Genomic DNA, 18,264 nt, shown 5'->3' with positions numbered 1-18,264 from the left:
GGGCAGCACACAGGCCGCCCGACAACGGCATTACATGGCATCCATTGCTTTCTGAACTTTCCAGATATAACGCGGAGCCTGTGGTGCCGGATGATTTTTCACCACGTGTTCAAAGAACTCGTCTTTGTCCATGTCGTTGATCTCTTCTATCGCCTCTTTACGGTCCGATGAGAACGTCCTGAGCAGCGCACCCGCACCGTTCACGTAAGAGACCACCAGCGCATACTGCATCACTTCAGGATCCTCGATTCCCTTCAGCACGCCGTGTTCCAGAATGCTCAAATAGGCCGTGCCCATGGAGATGTTGCGTTCCGGGTTTTTCAGCTCGCTGGTTGACGGCTGACCACGCCAGCCCATATAGCGGTAGACCTCTCTCCCTGCGGTTGAGGCCTTAAGCTGCATCAGCCCCACGGCGTTAGATTTGCTGACAAGCGTTGGGTTACCGCCGGATTCCACGGCAATGATCGCCGTGATCAGTCGCGGGCTGACGCCCCAGGCCTTGCCTGCCTGTTCACTGATCGGCATCCACTGCATGGCCCGTTTTACAGGCACTTCCGGGTTCCATGCCGGGTTTTGATAGTCATGTTTTGAACTACAGCCAGCCAGCAACACAATCAAAAAAGCAAACCATCTCAATTTCACGTCATCTATCCTTATAGCCGGTCATCGCCCTTGAAGCAGGCAACGTATAAGCGGCATGATATAGACAATTAGATTCTCATTCAGCAAGGAATTGCCATGTCTCAGTTTCATCTTATCGCGCCGTCCGGGTACTGCATCAACCAGGAGGCGGCACAGCGGGGCGTTGAGCGCTTACTGGAACTCGGTTACCCGGTAGAAAATCAGACAATTATCCCCCGCCGCCAGCAGCGTTTTGCCGGTACGGAAGCGCAAAGGCTGAATGATATCAACAGCCTGGTGAACCTGCAGGGTGAGAACAATATCGTGCTGGCGGTGCGCGGCGGCTATGGTGCGAGCCGGTTGCTGGAGAGTATTGACTGGCAAGGGCTGGCAAAGCGTCAGCAGCAGGATCCGCTGCTTATCTGCGGCCACAGCGACTTTACCGTAATCCAGCTCGGGCTGCTCGCGCTGCATAACGTGGTGACCTTCAGCGGCCCGATGCTGGCCGGTAATTTCGGGGCACCCGAGCTTGATCCATTTACGGTGGAACACTTCTGGCGCGCCCTGAAAAACCCGACCTACAGCGTTGAGTGGCGGGGCAACGGGCCGCACTGGTCGTGTGAAGGACAACTCTGGGGCGGAAATCTGGCAATGCTGGTGTCGCTCATCGGGACGCCATGGCTGCCGCAAATTGACGGCGGCATTCTGGTGCTGGAAGATATCAATGAACATCCGTTCCGCGTCGAGCGCATGTTATTGCAGCTGTATTACGCCGGTATTCTGGAACGTCAATCCGCGGTTATTCTTGGCAGTTTTACCGGTGCCGCGCCGAATGACTATGACGCAGGATACTCGCTGGAAACAATGATCGATTTCATCCGCTCACGCCTTGATATTCCTGTTATTACCGGGCTGGACTTCGGCCACGAGCAGCAAACCGTCACCCTGGCGTTAGGCGCGCAGGCCACCCTGAAGCATGATGAAACGGGCAGTCGGTTAACGATTGGGGGTCATCCGGTCTTAAAGGCATAAAAAAGCCGTTAATCCCCCTCAATAAACCGCTGTTTCCGTCGTTAATATGTTAGGGTTTTAGTAACAGCATTAACATTGAGGTGGGAGTAAGACAACATTGGATGCCACAGCGATAATCAGTCTTTTCATTCTGGGTTCTGTGCTCGTAACCTGTAGTATTTTATTAAGTTCATTTTCATCGCGTCTCGGCATACCTATTCTTGTTATTTTCCTTGCCATCGGCATGCTGGCGGGTGTCGATGGTATCGGCGGTATCCCTTTCGATAACTACCCTTTCGCTTACATGATCAGTAACCTTGCGCTGGCGGTGATCCTGCTCGACGGCGGGATGCGCACCCAGGCGAGCTCATTTCGCGTTGCGCTGGGGCCCGCCCTGTCGCTGGCGACGGTCGGGGTGTTAATCACCTCCGGTCTGACCGGCATGATGGCGGCGTGGCTGTTCCATCTCGATCTGATGGAAGGTTTACTGATTGGCGCGATTGTCGGCTCAACCGACGCGGCGGCGGTGTTTTCCCTGCTGGGGGGCAAAGGGTTGAACGAACGCGTCGGGTCCACGCTTGAGATTGAATCCGGCAGTAACGATCCGATGGCGGTATTTCTCACCATCACGCTGATAGAGATGATCAAGCAGCATGAAACAGGCTTAAGCTGGATGTTTGTCCTGCATATCCTGCAGCAGTTCGGCCTGGGGATTGCGCTCGGCCTGGCCGGGGGTTACCTGCTTCAGCAGACGATCAACCGGATATCGCTGCCTTCGGGGCTCTACCCGCTGCTTGCCCTGAGCGGCGGCATTTTGATTTTTGCCGTCACCACTGCGCTGAACGGCAGCGGTATCCTCGCGGTTTATCTTTGCGGCTTCCTGCTGGGCAATCGCCCTATTCGCAACCGTCATGCCATTTTGCAGAACTTCGACGGGCTGGCCTGGCTGGCGCAAATCGGGATGTTCCTCGTGCTGGGCCTGCTGGTGACGCCGTCAGACCTGCTGCCGATTGCCGTTCCGGCGCTGATTTTATCGGCGTGGATGATCTTCTTCGCACGTCCCCTGTCGGTGTTTGCTGGTCTGCTGCCGTTTCGCGGCTTCAACCTGCGCGAACGGGTCTTTATCAGCTGGGTGGGGCTGCGCGGCGCGGTACCCATTATCCTGGCTGTCTTCCCGATGATGGCCGGACTGGATAACGCGCGGCTGTTCTTTAACGTCGCCTTCTTCGTGGTGCTGATCTCGCTGCTGTTCCAGGGAACCTCGCTCGGGTGGGCGGCGAAAAAAGCCAAAGTGGTGGTTCCTCCTGTGGGCTGGCCGGTTTCCCGCGTGGGGCTGGATATTCACCCGGAAAACCCGTGGGAACAGTTTGTTTACCAGCTCAGCGCCGATAAATGGTGCGTGGGGGCATCGCTGCGCGATTTGCACATGCCTGCGGAAACGCGAATTGCCGCCCTGTTCCGCGATAATGTCCTGCTGCACCCTACCGGCAGCACCCGGCTACGCGAAGGCGATATTCTGTGTGTGATTGGCCGCGAGCGGGACCTGCCCGCCCTGGGTAAACTGTTCAGCCAGTCGCCTCCGGTGGCGCTGGATCAGCGTTTCTTCGGCGATTTTATTCTGGAAGCCAGCGCCAGGTTTGCGGATGTGGCCCTGATTTATGGGCTCGACGAAGGGGCTGAAGGCGACGATAACCAGCAAACGCTGGGCGAAATCATCCAGCAGCGTCTTGGTGCGGCCCCGGTTGTGGGTGACCAGGTGGAGTTTGCCGGGATGATCTGGACCGTAGCAGAGAAAGAAGATAACGCAGTGCGGAAAGTCGGTTTGCGGCCGATGGAAGAGGACGTGGAGTAGTGGTTTTTTGCCGGGTGGCGCTAACGCTTACCCGGCACACAGACACGTTACACCGTCACAACCGGCACTCTCGGTGCCAGCGCGCACATCAGTTCATACCCTACCGTCCCCGCCGCGGCAGCCACGTCATCAATTTTGACTTCGTTACCCCACAGCTCGACCGGGGAACCAATGCCCGCCTGCGGACATGGCGTGAGATCAACGGCCAGCATATCCATGGAGACGGTGCCCACCGTTCCCGTACGCACCCCGTCTACCCAGACTGGCGTGCCGCTCGGCGCGATACGCGGGTAGCCGTCAGCATAACCGCCCGCCACAATACCAATCCGTTGCTCGCCCGTCGCCCGGTAACGGCTGCCGTAGCCCACCGTGTCGCCGGCCTTCAGCGTTTGCACACCGATGATTTCGCTGCGCAGGGTCATCACCGGCTTAAGGCCGCTGTTGGCGATATCCTGCCACTGGCCTGAGGGAGAGGCGCCATAAAGGACAATGCCAGGACGCACCCAGTTATAATGCGTCTCAGGATGCCACAGCGTGGCCGCTGAGTTGGAGAGCGAACGTGGGCAATCCAGTCCTTCTGCCGCCTGCTCAATGCGCACCATCGCATCGGCAATGCCGTCCGGTTTTTCCGCATCGGCAAAATGCGCCATCAGCGTCATTTCGCCCACGTTCTTCAGGGCGCGCAACTGTTGCCATACCGTATGGACCCGCTCAGGCTGGAAGCCCAGGCGGTTCATACCGCTGTTCACCTTGAGATAAATATCCAGCGGCGCATGCAGTTTTGCATCCTGAATCGCTTTAATTTGCCAGTTGCTGTGAACGCTGGTGGTCAGCCGGTACTTATCCAGCAGCGGCAGATCGTCGGCGTGGAAGAACCCCTCAAGCAACAGAATGGGCCCTTTCCAGCCGCGCTCGCGCAGCAGAATGGCCTCTTCCAGATTCAGTAACGCAAAACCATCGGTGGCGCTGAGCGCACTCCAGATACGATCGATACCGTGGCCGTAGGCATTGGCTTTCACCACCGACCAGACGCGTGAACCTGGCGCCGCCCGGCGAATAATTTGTAGGTTATCCTTCAGGGCCTGCAAATCGAGCTGAGCCAGAACAGGACGGGACATGACAACTCCTTAGTTATGCGCGCCGTGCAGGTGCTGTGGACGCGAAGGGGTAAACCCCGATTGATAGCGTGCGGCACTTAAATCGTCAAACGGAATTGCCGGCGTGCGCCCGGATATCAAATCGCTAAGCAGCTGGCCAGAGCCGCAGGCCATTGTCCAGCCAAGCGTACCGTGGCCGGTATTGGTCCACAGGTTTTTGAACGGCGTACGGCCAACAATTGGCGTGCCGTCTGGCGTCATTGGACGCAGCCCGGTCCAGAAGGTTGCCTGCTCGACAAAACCGCCACGCGGGAACAGGTCGCCCACCACCATCTCCAGCGTTTCACGGCGCGGCTTCAGCAGCTCGGTGTTAAAGCCGACAATCTCCGCCATCCCGCCAACGCGGATGCGGTTATCAAAGCGGGTAATGGCGATTTTGTAGGTTTCATCCAGAATGGTGGAAACTGGCGCACCGCTGTCCTCTTTTACCGGAATGGTCAGGGAGTAGCCCTTCAGCGGGTAAACCGGAATGTCGAGAATGCCCTTCAGCATCGCGGTGGAATAGGAGCCAAACGCCATGACGTAGGCATCCGCTTTAATGACTTCATCGCCACACTTCACGCCGTAGATACTGCCGCCTTCAGAGAGCAGTTTGTCGACCGCGGTATTAAAGCGGAATTTTACTCCCGCCTGCTCGCACATCTGCGCGAGACGCTGCGTAAACAGCTGGCAGTCACCGGTTTCATCATTCGGCAAACGCAGGCCGCCCGTCAGCTTGTGCGACACTTCTGCCAGCGCCGGTTCAACCTGCCCAAGCTGGCTGGCTTCGAGCAGTTGATACGGTACGCCCGCATCTTCCAGCACGGCAATATCACGGGTGGCGTTTTCATACTGTTGCGCCGTGCGGAACAGCTGCAGCGTGCCGCCCTGACGACCTTCGTACTCAATACCGGTGGAGGCGCGCAGCGCTTTCAGGCAGTCACGGCTGTATTCCGCCAGACGCACCATCCGACCTTTGTTTTCCATGTAGTGCCGGGTGTCGCAGTTGCGCAGCATCTGCCACATCCACTTCAGCTGGAACTGGGTGCCGTCGAGGCTGATGGCCAGCGGCGCATGGCGCTGGAACATCCACTTAATTGCCTTCAGCGGAACGCCGGGTGCCGCCCACGGCGCGGCATAGCCCGGAGAGATCTGTCCGGCGTTCGCCGCACTGGTTTCCAGCGCAGGCCCTGACTCACGATCGATAACGGTCACGTCATGTCCCGCCTGACTTAAATACCAGGCGCTGGTTACGCCAACGACACCACTTCCCAGTATGACAACACGCATAGCCACTCCATATGTGCAAAAGAACAATCTTCTAATTACAGATTGATAACCTAGTTGAAAATATTATACAACATACGACTTTTTTATGGTGACTTACCTCACACATCCCCCAGCATCAGGGGATGAGGCGAATTTGGGATCTCCTGCTGCGCGTTATTTTTAACCAGTATAAAATTCTGTGAAGACCGCTTTTTTTGCCGCATCAAAAACGGGAAATCGCAAAGAAAAAATTTCTGCTCCAGCACGCTTTTTAACACGGTGATCTATGCTTATCAGGAGGCTCTCCAGACAGAGAGAGCTCCCACAACGAGGGCGCGCTAATGGCTACTATTGATTCCCTGAATAAGGACAGCACACGTCTGAGCGATGGACCCGACTGGACCTTCGAGTTGCTGGATGTCTATCTCGCCGAAATCGACCGGGTGGCAAAACTGTATCGTCTGGATACTTATCCCCATCAGATTGAAGTCATTACGTCCGAGCAGATGATGGACGCCTACTCCAGCGTCGGGATGCCGATCAATTATCCGCACTGGTCGTTTGGTAAAAAATTCATTGAAACGGAGCGCTTATATAAGCACGGCCAGCAGGGGCTGGCGTATGAGATCGTGATCAACTCCAATCCGTGTATCGCCTACCTGATGGAAGAGAACACCATTACCATGCAGGCGCTGGTGATGGCGCATGCCTGCTACGGGCATAACTCGTTCTTCAAGAATAACTACCTGTTCCGCAGCTGGACGGATGCCAGCTCGATTGTCGATTACCTGATCTTCGCGCGTAAGTACATTACCGACTGCGAAGAGCGCTACGGCGTGGACGAAGTGGAGAAACTGCTCGACTCCTGTCACGCGCTGATGAACTACGGCGTTGATCGTTACAAACGTCCACAGAAAATCTCCCTTCAGGAGGAGAAAGCGCGGCAGAAAAGCCGCGAAGAGTATCTGCAAAGCCAGGTGAATATGCTGTGGCGCACCCTGCCGAAACGTGAAGAAGAGAAAGCGGTTGCCGAAGCGCGTCGCTACCCGTCTGAGCCGCAGGAAAACCTGCTCTATTTTATGGAGAAAAACGCGCCGCTGCTGGAGCCGTGGCAGCGTGAGATCCTGCGCATCGTGCGTAAGGTCAGCCAGTATTTCTATCCGCAGAAACAGACCCAGGTGATGAACGAAGGCTGGGCCACCTTCTGGCATTACACCATCCTTAACCATCTGTACGATGAAGGGAAAGTCACCGAGCGGTTCATGATGGAGTTCCTGCACAGCCATACAAACGTGGTGTTCCAGCCGCCTTACAACAGCCCGTGGTATAGCGGCATTAACCCGTACGCGCTCGGCTTTGCGATGTTCCAGGACATTAAACGCATCTGCCAGTCGCCAACGGAAGAAGATAAATACTGGTTCCCGGATATCGCTGGCTCTGACTGGCTGGAAACGCTGCATTTCGCGATGCGTGACTTTAAGGATGAGAGCTTCATCAGCCAGTTTATGTCGCCGAAGATCATGCGTGATTTCCGCTTCTTCACCGTGCTGGATGACGACCGCAATAACTACCTGGAGATTTCTGCGATCCATAACGAGGAAGGCTACCGTGAGATCCGCTCTCGCCTCTCATCCCAGTACAACCTGAGCAACCTTGAACCCAACATTCAGGTATGGAACGTGGATTTACGCGGCGATCGCTCCCTGACGTTGCGCTATATTCCGCACAACCGGGCGCCGCTGGATAAAGGACGCAAAGAGGTGCTGAAGCATGTGCATCGCCTGTGGGGCTTTGATGTACTGCTGGAGCAGCAGAATGAAGATGGCAGCGTGGAGCTGCTGGAGCGTTGCCCGGCGCGGTTGAATACGCTCTAATGCGGGCCTTTTTGCGCCCGGTGGCGCTTCGCTTACCGGGCCTACATGAACCGTAGGTCGGGTAAGGCGTAGCCGCCACCCGACGAAAAAAAACCTCTCACTTGAGAGGTTTTTTATTTCAGCGGCCCTGAATGGCTAAATCACCCGGCAGTGTTTTCTGCATCCGGTGCCAAATTTCACCGGAATCGTGGCCGTAGCGGCGCACCGTTTCATATACCTGATCGTGCAGGCCTTCAGTACAGAGCTTGCTGAGCTTATGGTAGAAGCCCAGCGCCAGGCTGCGCGCCTCGGGGTTAGCAAAGTAGTGGCGACCGATACGGGTATACAGCCCTTTCATGCCGTTCAGGATCAGACCGTACACCGGGTTACCGGAGGCAAACGCCAGTCCGCGGAAAACGTTGTAATCGAGCGTGGCAAAGGCATCCGCGTGATCTTCCACTTCGTTCGCGCTGGCAAGCACCTGCAGCGCGTCTTCCGGATGCTGACGAAAAGCGGTACGAATAAAGATTGTCGCAATGTTGGTACGCACCGAGAGCAGATTATCGATCAGCTGTGGCACGCTTTCGTGATCGAGGCGCGCCAGCGTTTCAAGAATGTTCAGCCCGGAAGTTTCCCAGAAGTTGTTTACTTTCGTTGGCTTACCGTGCTGGATCGTCAACCAGCCATCGCGCGCCAGTCGCTGGAGCACTTCACGCAGCGTGGTGCGAGTGACGCCAATCAGTTCAGAGAGTTCGCGTTCAGCCGGAAGAATGGATCCCGCAGGGAAGCGATTATTCCAGATGCTTTCAATGATGTACTCTTCCGCGAAACCCGCCGGGCTCTGCGCCTTAATGACCATAGTGAGATTTCCATTACACAGCTTTTGCAAATTGCACTCATCATACCAGAGGCATGCAATGGCAGGTAGCGCGTGAAAGAGAGAAAAGAGGGATCGCTGTTTTATTTTCGTAAAATTTACAATACACGCTTATCCGCCTCTGCCCCGCGTTTTTTGCGTATACTGATGTTTTGTTTTACCTGACGGGGAAGGACGTCTGTTGTGGAAATTTCTTTTGGGCGCGCGCTGTGGCGCAATTTTTTAGGCCAGTCTCCTGACTGGTACAAACTGATACTTCTGGTTTTCCTGGTTGTTAATCCCATTATTTTTAGTATCGCTCCGTTCGTCGCCGGGTGGCTGCTGGTGGCGGAGTTTATCTTCACCCTGGCCATGGCGCTGAAATGTTATCCCCTGCTGCCGGGTGGTTTGCTGGCTTTTGAAGCCGTGGTTATCGGCATGACGAGCGCAGAGCATGTCAAAGCCGAGCTGGCATCCAACCTTGAAGTGCTTCTGCTGCTGATCTTCATGGTGGCCGGTATCTACTTTATGAAACAGCTGCTGCTGTTTATCTTCACCCGCCTGTTGCTCAGCATTCCGTCTAAAACGATGCTGTCGCTGGCGTTCTGCCTTGCTGCCGCATTCCTTTCGGCCTTCCTGGATGCGCTAACCGTCGTGGCGGTGGTTATCAGCGTTGCCGTCGGGTTTTACGGCATTTATCACCGCGTGGCATCGTCCCGTCCGGGCGAGGATTTGCAGGACGACAGCCACGTCGAGGCGCATAACCGTGAGGTGCTGGAACAGTTCCGCGCGTTTCTGCGCAGCCTGATGATGCACGCAGGCGTCGGTACCGCATTAGGTGGCGTGATGACCATGGTTGGTGAGCCGCAAAACCTGATCATCGCCAAAGCGGCTGAGTGGCATTTTGGCGAGTTTTTCCTGCGCATGGCACCGGTCAGCCTGCCCGTGTTCGTCTGCGGGTTAGCGACCTGTATCCTGGTCGAGAAATTCAATGTTTTCGGCTACGGTGCGCAGTTGCCTGAGCCAGTTCGCAAAGAGCTGCATAAATTTGACGAGCAGAACCGTACGCAGCGCACGCGCCAGGAGACGCTGCGTCTGATTGCGCAGGGGATCATCGGCATCTGGCTTATCGTCGCGCTGGCTTTCCATCTTGCCGAAGTCGGGCTGATTGGTCTTTCGGTTATTATTCTTGCGACGACCTTTAGCGGGGTAACGGATGAACATGCTATCGGTAAAGCCTTTACCGAAGCCCTGCCGTTTACCGCGCTGCTGGCGGTCTTCTTTGCGGTGGTGGCGGTGATTATCGACCAACACCTGTTCGCCCCGATTATTACTTTTGTACTGCAGGCGGCGCCCGACGCGCAGCTGTCGCTCTTCTATCTGTTCAACGGCCTGCTGTCGTCCATCTCCGATAACGTTTTTGTCGGCACGGTCTACATCAATGAAGCCAAAGCGGCGATGGAAGAAGGCATTATCAACGCCGGGCAGTTCGAGCTGCTGGCGGTTGCCATTAATACCGGCACCAACCTGCCGTCGGTGGCGACGCCAAACGGACAGGCCGCTTTCCTGTTCCTGCTGACCTCGGCCCTCGCGCCACTCATACGTCTTTCTTATGGAAAGATGGTCTGGATGGCGCTGCCCTATACGCTGGTTCTCACCATTGTGGGATTGCTTTGCGTCAAAATTACCCTCATTCCCTGTACGCAATGGCTGATACAAGCGGGTATACTTGCGGCGCATTAAAATTCGTTTACACTGCGCTTTCTAAGCATGTTCCAGGGAAATGATTATGTTGAGATTTTTAAACCAGTGCTCCCGCGGTCGCGGAGCATGGTTGTTAATGGCCCTGACCGCCTTTGCGCTGGAAATGGTCGCGCTGTGGTTCCAGCATGTGATGGGACTCAAACCCTGCGTGCTCTGTATCTACGAGCGCTGCGCGCTGTTTGGCGTCATGGGCGCGGGTCTGTTGGGTGCGATTGCACCTAAAACACCGCTCCGTTACGTCGCTATCGCGGTCTGGCTGTACAGCGCCTGGAAAGGGATTGAGCTTTCCTGGCAGCACACCATGATGCAACTGCACCCGTCGCCGTTTATGACCTGTGATTTCGCTGCCCGCTTCCCGAGCTGGTTGCCGCTGGATAAATGGCTGCCGCAGGTGTTTGTCGCCTCAGGTGACTGCTCTGTACGTCAGTGGGAATTCCTGTCGCTGGAGATGCCGCAGTGGCTGGTGGGCATTTTTGTGGCCTACTTCGTCGTGGCGCTGCTGGTGCTGATTGCTCAGCCGTTTAAGCCGAAGAAGCGCGATCTGTTCGGAAGGTAAAAGCAAAACGGCAACGATAGTTGCCGTTTTTAGTTTTTGCGCCCTCTCCCGTGGGAGAGGGCTGGGGTGAGGGCATCAGGCCGCACCCCAATAAAAACCCGCCTCGGCGGGTTTTTATTTATCACCGGGTCGGGTGATTCATAATGTGGTCTTCCCAGTCCCGCACCTCGGACTCTTTCACCGCGATGTGACGCACAGAGATACGCTCGCCGTGCATGGCCGCTTTAGACCCGGTCAGCAAGGGGTGCCATGTCGGTAGATCCTTCCCTTCCGCCAGCAGGCGATACGCGCAGGTATGCGGCAGCCATTCAAACGTCGGCAGGTTCTCACGGGTTAACTTGATGCAGTCCGGCTCGAACTCGAAGCGGCGCTCGTAGTTGCGACACTGGCAGGTTTTGATGTTTAACTGCTTACAGGCAACGTTGGTGAAATAGATTTCATCAGTGTCTTCATCCATGAGCTTATGCAGGCAGCACTGCCCGCAGCCGTCACATAACGACTCCCACTCCACGTCTGTCATTTCGTCGAGAGTTTTGCGTTGCCAGAAAGGGATGTCGTTCATCAGGATGTCCACACGTCAAAAGAAAGCGCACCTTATAACGAGTCTGGCACGTTGATGCAAGTTTTGCCGCCCTGAGGGGCGGCAAAATGCGTTTACAGTACGCGGGTTTTCAGTGACAGGCCGTTAAAGCTCACGTCCAGTTCGTCTCCACCGTTAAGAGGGCCAACACCTTCTGGCGTACCGGTCAGGATCACATCCCCCGGCTTAAGGGTAAAGAAGCGGCTCATATAGGCAATCAGCGGCACGATCTTATGGATCATATCTGCCGTGGTGCCCTGCTGGCGGATCTCACCGTTCACTTTCAGGCTGAGGGACGTGTTCTGTGGATCGCCGGTAAATTCGCCGACCGGAACAAAACCCGAGATCGGGCAGGCATTATCAAAGCCTTTGGCTTTTTCCCACGGCTGCCCTGCTTTCTTCAGCTTTCCCTGTACCTCACGCAGCGTCAGATCCAGCGCCACGCCGTAACCGGCGATAGCTTTTTGCACATGCTCTTCGGAGGCCTGGCGTAGCGTCGCGCCAATCAGCACCGCCAGCTCCACTTCATGATGCACTGAACCCAATCCCTGCGGCAGTGCCAGCGGCTGGCGGATATCGCAAAGCGCGGTTTCCGGCTTAATGAACAGCACCGGCTCTTCTGGCGTCGCGCTGCCCATCTCCTGAATGTGTTTGGCATAATTGCTGCCCACGCAAACCACTTTGCTGACGGGATAATCCAGTAATGCACCTTGCCAGTTATGATGTTGATACATGGTCGACCCCTAAACGGTTGATGTGTTATGCCCGAAAACAGGTGAGGCTATTTTTTACCGGTCGCCTCAAGATGCTGTTTTAATAAATTCTCGGGAGGTGGCGGAAGCTGTAAATAATAGCCTTGCTCCGTTAAGGCCGTTTTAACTTTTTCCAGATCGGCGTTAACCAGTTTCTTACGACCGTCGAGCGGCAGCAGCATCGCCAGCTGAGGTCGGCCAAAGCTCTTCATTAATTCTTCTGGCACGCGGGAAAAATCGTCTTTCTTTTCGACATAAAGATAGGTCTGGTCGCGGCTTGTACTTCTGTAGATCACACAAAACATGTTTTTACTCTGAATTCATAGGTGGTTGCTTGCCTCAATATACTCCTGACTATAACATGCCTGATACTCTTCGGAATATCGCAGCGAGTGGTTGCGGTTAATAGCAAATTGAGTAAGGCCAGGATGTCAAACACGCCCATCGAGCTTAAAGGCAGTAGCTTCACCTTATCAGTGGTACATTTGCATGATGCAAAACCCGAGGTTATTCGTCAGGCGTTAGAAGACAAAATCGCTCAGGCTCCCGCCTTTCTGAAACACGCCCCTGTTGTTATCAATGTCAGCGGTCTGGAATCCCCGGTTAACTGGAAACAACTCCAGCAGGCCGTCTCCTCTACCGGTCTGCGCATTGTGGGCATCAGCGGCTGTAAAGATACTGAGCTGAAAGCGGAAATCGACCGTGCGGGACTGCCTCTTCTGAACGAGGGCAAAGAAAAAGCCCCACGTGCGGCCCCCGTTGCCGTTGAAACGCCCCCACCTGCGGTACAAAACGTTACCGCCCTCACAAAAACGCGAATGATTGATGTCCCGGTTCGTTCCGGACAGCGCATTTATGCACCAAACTGTGATCTAATTGTTACAAGCCACGTCAGCGCTGGCGCTGAGCTGATTGCAGATGGCAATATTCACGTTTACGGTATGATGCGTGGGCGTGCACTCGCCGGGGCGAGTGGCGATCGGGACGCACAAATATTTTGTACTCACCTGACTGCGGAACTGGTGTCCATCGCAGGTGAATATTGGCTGAGCGACAAGATCCCAGCCGAATTTTATGGCAAAGCGGCTCGTCTGCGACTGGCAGACGACGCGTTGACCGTTCAACCGTTGAATTGATCCCTTTTTAACAAGGAATTTCTATGGCACGCATTATTGTTGTTACTTCGGGTAAAGGAGGCGTTGGCAAGACCACCTCCAGCGCGGCCATCGCTACTGGTTTGGCCCAGAAGGGAAAGAAAACCGTCGTTATCGATTTCGATATCGGTCTGCGTAACCTCGACCTGATTATGGGTTGTGAACGTCGCGTCGTGTATGACTTCGTAAACGTGATTCAGGGCGATGCCACCCTTAACCAGGCGCTGATTAAAGACAAGCGCACCGAGAACCTTTATATCCTCCCGGCCTCTCAGACGCGTGACAAAGACGCCCTGACCCGCGAAGGGGTTGAAAAGGTGCTCGATGAGCTGAAAAAAATGGAGTTCGACTTCATTGTCTGTGACTCCCCTGCCGGTATCGAAACCGGTGCCCTGATGGCGCTCTATTTCGCTGATGAAGCGATCATCACCACGAACCCTGAAGTGTCATCCGTCCGTGACTCTGACCGCATTCTCGGGATCCTCGCATCCAAATCCCGCCGTGCGGAAAATGGCGAAGACCCGATTAAAGAGCACCTGCTGCTGACCCGCTATAACCCGGGCCGCGTAAACAAAGGTGACATGCTGAGCATGGAAGACGTGCTGGAGATCCTGCGCATTAAACTGGTGGGCGTCATCCCGGAAGACCAGTCCGTGCTGCGCGCCTCTAACCAGGGCGAGCCAGTGATCCTTGATACAACAGCAGATGCCGGTAAAGCGTATGCGGATACGGTTGACCGTCTGCTGGGAGAAGAACGTCCTTTCCGCTTCATTGAAGAAGAGAAGAAAGGTTTCCTCAAACGCCTGTTCGGAGGATAAGTTATGGCATTACTGGACTTTTTTCTCTCGCGGAAAAAGAACACCGCCAACATCGCAAAAGAACGACTGCAAATCATCGTTGCGGAGCGTCGTCGTAGCGACGCCGAGCCTCACTACCTGCCGCAGCTGCGCAAGGACATCCTGGAAGTGATCTGCAAATATGTGCAGATTGACCCGGAGATGGTCACCGTGCAGCTGGAGCAAAAAGACGGGGATATTTCGATTCTGGAGCTGAACGTCACGCTCCCGGAAGCGGAAGAGTCGCGTCCGTAGTTTTTGATTTCGTAGCCCCGGTAAGCGCAGCGCCTCCGGGGGAATATGCCGGGTATATCGCCCGGCATATTGATTATCGTGGATACCCTTCCAGCAACGTATTCAGGCGATCGGCCATCAATTCCCCGCGCCAGCCCGCCATCATTTCCGGTAAGCCATTCTGCGGTTTCAGCTTCCAGTGCCAGTTCAGCAACTGGTTTATCTGACGACGTGATGCCAGCAATTCCGCACTCAGTTTGCTTTCTGCCGCCACAGCCTGCACCAGCGCTTTAATATCTTTAAACGCTTTGCGGTAACCCGGCATATCCATCAGATTCAGCAGCGGCTCTGGCAGTGCGTCATCCGGTATCTGCTGCGCTTTGGCCACCAGCGCGAGCAACGTTTTTCCGTGAAAGCGGATTTCGCTGCCTGAAAGCCCAATGCTGTCCAGCTCACCCATGCTGCCTGGCATATAGCGTGCGACCGCCCACAGGTGCTCTTCGCGTACCACAAAGTTAACGGCCAAATCGCGTTCGCGCGCTTTACGCAGGCGCCAGTCGGCTAATAATTGCAGACAGGCCAGCTGACGCGTACGCAGCTGCCACGCGTTGCTGATATCGCGCCAGGCCTCTTTCGGGTCAGCAATTTCCTGGCGACGCTGCTGCGTCATGCGGCACTCATCCAGAGCAGCAGGCAGCCAGCCGGAGGCTTCTGCCTCTTTCATCAGTTGTCCGGCAATCGGCAGCAGGTAAAACACATCTGCCGCAGCGTAGTCCAGCTGACGCTCTGTGAGCGGGCGCGCCAGCCAGTCGGTACGGGATTCACTTTTATCCAGGGTCAGGCCGGTGTACTCCTCAACCATGGCGGCAAAGCCCCATGAAAGCGGACGATTGCTGAACGCGGCGAGGATCTGCGTGTCAATCAGCGGCTGCGGCATGATGCCAAACGTATTCAGAAAGACTTCCAGATCTTCACTGCCTGCGTGCAGGTATTTGGTGACCGCAGTATCAAGCAGCAGGTCACGCATCGGCGTCCAGTCGGTAATGCCGAGCGGGTCAATCAGCGACACGTTTTTGCCGTCGTACATCTGAATCAAACCCAACTGCGGATAATACGTCCGGGTACGAACAAACTCGGTATCCAGGGCGATGGCAGGAAAGTCGCGCGTCACTTCGCACAGCGAAGCCAGCTCGTCGTTGGTCGTGATCATCTGGTAATTCAAAACGGTTTCTCTTTTGTTTGCGCCCATAAAAAACGCCGGCTAAACCGGCGTCTGGGCGATTAGCGTGAAGCTCAGGCCTTATTGTCCACTTTGGCACGGGCTTCGTCACGTAATTCTCGTCGTAATATCTTCCCGACGTTTGATTTCGGCAACTCATCGCGGAACTCCACCAGCTTCGGCACTTTATAGCCGGTGAGCTGACGGCGGCAGAACGTGATGAGCTCCTCCTCGGTAAGAGAGGCGTTTTTCTTCACCACAAAAATCTTCACTGCCTCGCCGCTGCTGCCGGAAGGTACGCCAACCGCGGCAACTTCAAGCACGCCGCTATGCTGCATCACCACATCTTCGATCTCATTCGGATAGACGTTAAATCCGGAGACGAGGATCATGTCTTTCTTACGATCGACAATGCGCAGGAAGCCCTCTTCGTCCATCACCGCGATATCACCGGTGTGTAGCCAGCCGTCTTTGATGATTTCGTCGGTGGCATCAGGACGCTGCCAGTAGCCCAGCATCACCTGTGGCCCTTTAACGCACAGCTCACCCGGCTCGCCCGGTGCAACTTCGTTGTCGTCATCATCCACCAGTTTGGCTTCCGTCGACGGTACGGGCAGGCCGATACTGCCGCTGTGATAGTCGATATCATGCGGATTGACGCTGACCAGCGGGGCGCATTCGGTCAGGCCATAGCCTTCGAGTAAATACTGGCCGGTGAGTTTCACCCAGCGCTCGGCCACCGCCTGCTGAACCGGCATTCCGCCGCCCGCAGAGAGGTGCAGCGTGGAGAAATCAAGCTGCTGGAACTCTTTGTTATTAAGCAGCGCGTTAAACAGGGTATTGACCCCGGTCATGGCGGTGAACGGGTATTTCGCCAGCTCTTTAACCAGCCCCGGAATGTCGCGTGGGTTGGTGATCAGCACGTTCTGACCGCCCAGCTCAATGAACAGCAGGCAGTTCATGGTCAGCGCGAAAATGTGATAAAGCGGAAGCGCGGTGATGACCACCTCTTTGCCCGGATGCAGCAGCGGCCCGTAGGTCGCATTCACCTGCTCAAGGTTCGCCAGCATATTGCGGTGAGTCAGCATGGCGCCTTTGGCCACGCCGGTAGTGCCACCGGTGTACTGCAGGAACGCAAGATCCTCTGACACCACTTCCGGTTTGACGTATTGCATACGATACCCGGCATGCAGCGCGCGGCGGAAGGAGATGGCATCCGGCAGATGGTATTTCGGTACCAGACGTTTGATGTATTTGACGACAAAGTTAACCAGTGTGCCCTTGGCGGTGGAGAGCTGATCCCCCATGCGCGTCAGGATGACGTGTTTCACCTGGGTTCTGTCGACCACTTTCTCCAGCGTGTGGGCAAAGTTTGAGACGATCACAATTGCGGTCGCGCCGCTGTCGTTCAGTTGATGCTCCAGCTCACGTGGGGTGTAGAGCGGGTTGACGTTGACGACAATCATCCCGGCCCGCAGGATACCAAACAACGCGACCGGGTATTGCAGCAGATTCGGCATCATCAGCGCGACGCGATCCCCTTTTTGCAGCCCCAGCCCTTCCTGCAAATAGGCCGCGAACGCCCGACTCCGCTCCTCAAGCTTACGGAACGTCATCACCTCACCCATATTGATAAACGCGGGCTGATCGGCGTAACGCCTTACCGAGTGTTCAAATAATTCAACCAGGGATTGATAACGGTCAGGATTGATCTCCGCAGGCACATCTGCGGGATAACGGTTAAGCCAAACCTTGTTCAATGCATCACCTCTGAATTGAGTGTTCGTCGTCATCACAACCCCGATAATAAACAGTTTGTTAACATTATATTAACTCAGCGTACCAGTTTATTAATTGCCCAGATTTAAGGTTGCGAAGCGCGTCACTCTTTTTTTTCGTTTTAGCCGTAAAAAAACAGAGACAGCGGCTGAGCCGCTGTCTCTTTTCTAACAATAACAGTAAGTTACTCAGTAACGATCGTCTGTACCTGCGCCGGGCCTGGGTTATACCAGCCCCAGCCGGGGTAGCCGTAACGATACGGGTGTGGGCCCCACATCCACGGATCAACAGGCTGAGGCGGCATGATCACCTGCTGTGTCAGCCGCCAGCGTTTGTAGCCGTTAACCTGCATGGTCATAAATTTGTAAGGCGTTGTGCCGATTTTGCCCTGTGTCGTGCCGGTAATCGGCCCGACGACGCTCACCAGCTGTCCACGGAAATCAACCGGGTCGAGGAAGCCGCTGACATCGGCAAAAATGCGCCCGCGCGAGGTTTCGCCGAGGATCGGCCGCGCGCCGCTATCCAGTGGCACGGTGGCGATCTCCAGCCGGGTTTTCCCCTGCTGGTTTTGCACTTCAATCACCTTCCCGCCGAAGCGCGCTTCCTGACCGACGTAAAGCTCAGGGGCATTCATCACGCGAACCAGATCCTGCTGTGGCGTAGGGCTACTGCCCTTAATCGCATCAGGAACGGAAACGCATCCGCTCAGTGCTATGGCCACAGCGCCTGCCATAATTAGGCGTACTACTTTAGTCTGAACCGCCATGATGCGACTCCTTTTTCTCAGTTCCT

The 18,264-nt window shown here is 55.4% G+C and carries 18 protein-coding genes; 8 read left to right on the top strand and 10 right to left on the bottom strand.

What is annotated here, in order from left to right:
* Positions 1-30 precede the first annotated feature (30 nt).
* Positions 31-642 carry a membrane-bound lytic murein transglycosylase EmtA gene (emtA, locus tag M8370_RS04800; protein ID WP_023621731.1) on the bottom strand — a complete coding sequence of 204 codons (612 nt, stop codon included), beginning with the start codon at positions 640-642 and terminating at the stop codon, positions 31-33.
* A gap of 96 nt (positions 643-738) precedes the next feature.
* Here emtA and ldcA point away from each other — a divergent pair, with 96 nt between their 5' ends.
* Both ldcA and M8370_RS04790 read left to right on the top strand, forming a co-directional pair.
* Complete coding sequence (gene ldcA, locus M8370_RS04795; protein ID WP_040020042.1) at positions 739-1,653, top strand: muramoyltetrapeptide carboxypeptidase; 915 nt, start codon at positions 739-741, stop codon at positions 1,651-1,653.
* A gap of 97 nt (positions 1,654-1,750) precedes the next feature.
* Entirely contained in the window at positions 1,751-3,484 is a 1,734-nt protein-coding gene (locus M8370_RS04790; RefSeq protein WP_250020563.1) for a potassium/proton antiporter, read from the top strand.
* Between the two features lie 47 nt (positions 3,485-3,531).
* Here the strand turns inward: M8370_RS04790 and dadX are convergent, their stop codons facing one another.
* Both dadX and M8370_RS04780 read right to left on the bottom strand, forming a co-directional pair.
* A complete protein-coding gene (gene dadX / locus M8370_RS04785; protein WP_250020561.1) occupies positions 3,532-4,602 on the bottom strand; it encodes a catabolic alanine racemase DadX in 1,071 nt (356 codons plus the stop codon).
* A gap of 9 nt (positions 4,603-4,611) precedes the next feature.
* A complete protein-coding gene (locus M8370_RS04780) occupies positions 4,612-5,910 on the bottom strand; it encodes a D-amino acid dehydrogenase (RefSeq protein ID WP_014832348.1) in 1,299 nt (432 codons plus the stop codon).
* A 320-nt stretch (positions 5,911-6,230) separates the two neighbouring features.
* Here M8370_RS04780 and M8370_RS04775 point away from each other — a divergent pair, with 320 nt between their 5' ends.
* A complete protein-coding gene (locus M8370_RS04775; protein ID WP_013096153.1) occupies positions 6,231-7,763 on the top strand; it encodes a SpoVR family protein in 1,533 nt (510 codons plus the stop codon).
* A gap of 118 nt (positions 7,764-7,881) precedes the next feature.
* Here M8370_RS04775 and fadR read toward each other — a convergent pair whose 3' ends face one another.
* A complete protein-coding gene (fadR, locus tag M8370_RS04770) occupies positions 7,882-8,601 on the bottom strand; it encodes a fatty acid metabolism transcriptional regulator FadR (RefSeq protein ID WP_013096152.1) in 720 nt (239 codons plus the stop codon).
* Positions 8,602-8,802: 201 nt separating this feature from the next.
* On the opposite strand from fadR, the gene nhaB reads away from it, so the two are divergent.
* Both nhaB and dsbB read left to right on the top strand, forming a co-directional pair.
* Entirely contained in the window at positions 8,803-10,341 is a 1,539-nt protein-coding gene (nhaB, locus tag M8370_RS04765) for a Na(+)/H(+) antiporter NhaB (RefSeq protein WP_045903159.1), read from the top strand.
* A 46-nt stretch (positions 10,342-10,387) separates the two neighbouring features.
* Entirely contained in the window at positions 10,388-10,918 is a 531-nt protein-coding gene (dsbB, locus tag M8370_RS04760; protein WP_028028084.1) for a disulfide bond formation protein DsbB, read from the top strand.
* Positions 10,919-11,039: 121 nt separating this feature from the next.
* On the opposite strand, the gene ycgN is transcribed toward dsbB, so the two are convergent.
* The 3 genes from ycgN to M8370_RS04745 all read right to left on the bottom strand — a co-directional run bounded on the left by ycgN (position 11,040) and on the right by M8370_RS04745 (position 12,555).
* The gene (gene ycgN, locus M8370_RS04755) at positions 11,040-11,480 is read right to left on the bottom strand and encodes a cysteine cluster protein YcgN (RefSeq protein WP_014832353.1); all 441 of its coding nucleotides are present in this window, start codon (positions 11,478-11,480) and stop codon (positions 11,040-11,042) included.
* A gap of 92 nt (positions 11,481-11,572) precedes the next feature.
* Entirely contained in the window at positions 11,573-12,232 is a 660-nt protein-coding gene (locus M8370_RS04750; protein WP_038984664.1) for a fumarylacetoacetate hydrolase family protein, read from the bottom strand.
* A 47-nt stretch (positions 12,233-12,279) separates the two neighbouring features.
* The gene (locus M8370_RS04745; protein WP_013096146.1) at positions 12,280-12,555 is read right to left on the bottom strand and encodes a YcgL domain-containing protein; all 276 of its coding nucleotides are present in this window, start codon (positions 12,553-12,555) and stop codon (positions 12,280-12,282) included.
* A 123-nt stretch (positions 12,556-12,678) separates the two neighbouring features.
* On the opposite strand from M8370_RS04745, the gene minC reads away from it, so the two are divergent.
* Genes minC through minE form a run of 3 tightly spaced genes read left to right on the top strand, consistent with a single transcriptional unit; the run spans position 12,679 to position 14,495 of the window.
* Positions 12,679-13,386: a septum site-determining protein MinC gene (gene minC, locus M8370_RS04740; protein ID WP_020690845.1), complete on the top strand. Its 708-nt coding sequence runs from the start codon at positions 12,679-12,681 to the stop codon at positions 13,384-13,386.
* A gap of 23 nt (positions 13,387-13,409) precedes the next feature.
* Positions 13,410-14,222 (top strand): septum site-determining protein MinD, encoded by an 813-nt coding sequence (minD, locus tag M8370_RS04735; protein WP_013096144.1) that lies wholly within the window; start codon positions 13,410-13,412, stop codon positions 14,220-14,222.
* Between the two features lie 3 nt (positions 14,223-14,225).
* The gene (gene minE, locus M8370_RS04730) at positions 14,226-14,495 is read left to right on the top strand and encodes a cell division topological specificity factor MinE (RefSeq protein ID WP_008500504.1); all 270 of its coding nucleotides are present in this window, start codon (positions 14,226-14,228) and stop codon (positions 14,493-14,495) included.
* A gap of 73 nt (positions 14,496-14,568) precedes the next feature.
* Here the strand turns inward: minE and rnd are convergent, their stop codons facing one another.
* From rnd to M8370_RS04715, 3 genes are all read right to left on the bottom strand, one after another.
* Positions 14,569-15,696, bottom strand: coding sequence for a ribonuclease D (gene rnd, locus M8370_RS04725; RefSeq protein WP_250020580.1), 1,128 nt, complete (start codon positions 15,694-15,696; stop codon positions 14,569-14,571).
* 71 nt (positions 15,697-15,767) lie between these two features.
* Positions 15,768-17,453 (bottom strand): long-chain-fatty-acid--CoA ligase FadD, encoded by a 1,686-nt coding sequence (gene fadD / locus M8370_RS04720; RefSeq protein ID WP_072193822.1) that lies wholly within the window; start codon positions 17,451-17,453, stop codon positions 15,768-15,770.
* Positions 17,454-17,656: 203 nt separating this feature from the next.
* Positions 17,657-18,238, bottom strand: coding sequence for a Slp family lipoprotein (locus M8370_RS04715; protein WP_250020559.1), 582 nt, complete (start codon positions 18,236-18,238; stop codon positions 17,657-17,659).
* Positions 18,239-18,264 lie beyond the last annotated feature (26 nt).

Origin of the sequence: Enterobacter cloacae complex sp. OE43NF, assembly GCF_023544405.1 — a bacterium.
GTDB lineage: Bacteria > Pseudomonadota > Gammaproteobacteria > Enterobacterales > Enterobacteriaceae > Enterobacter > Enterobacter cloacae.
The sequence above is the reverse complement of the archived record's forward strand: the minus strand, read 5'-3'. Positions and strand labels throughout refer to the sequence as shown.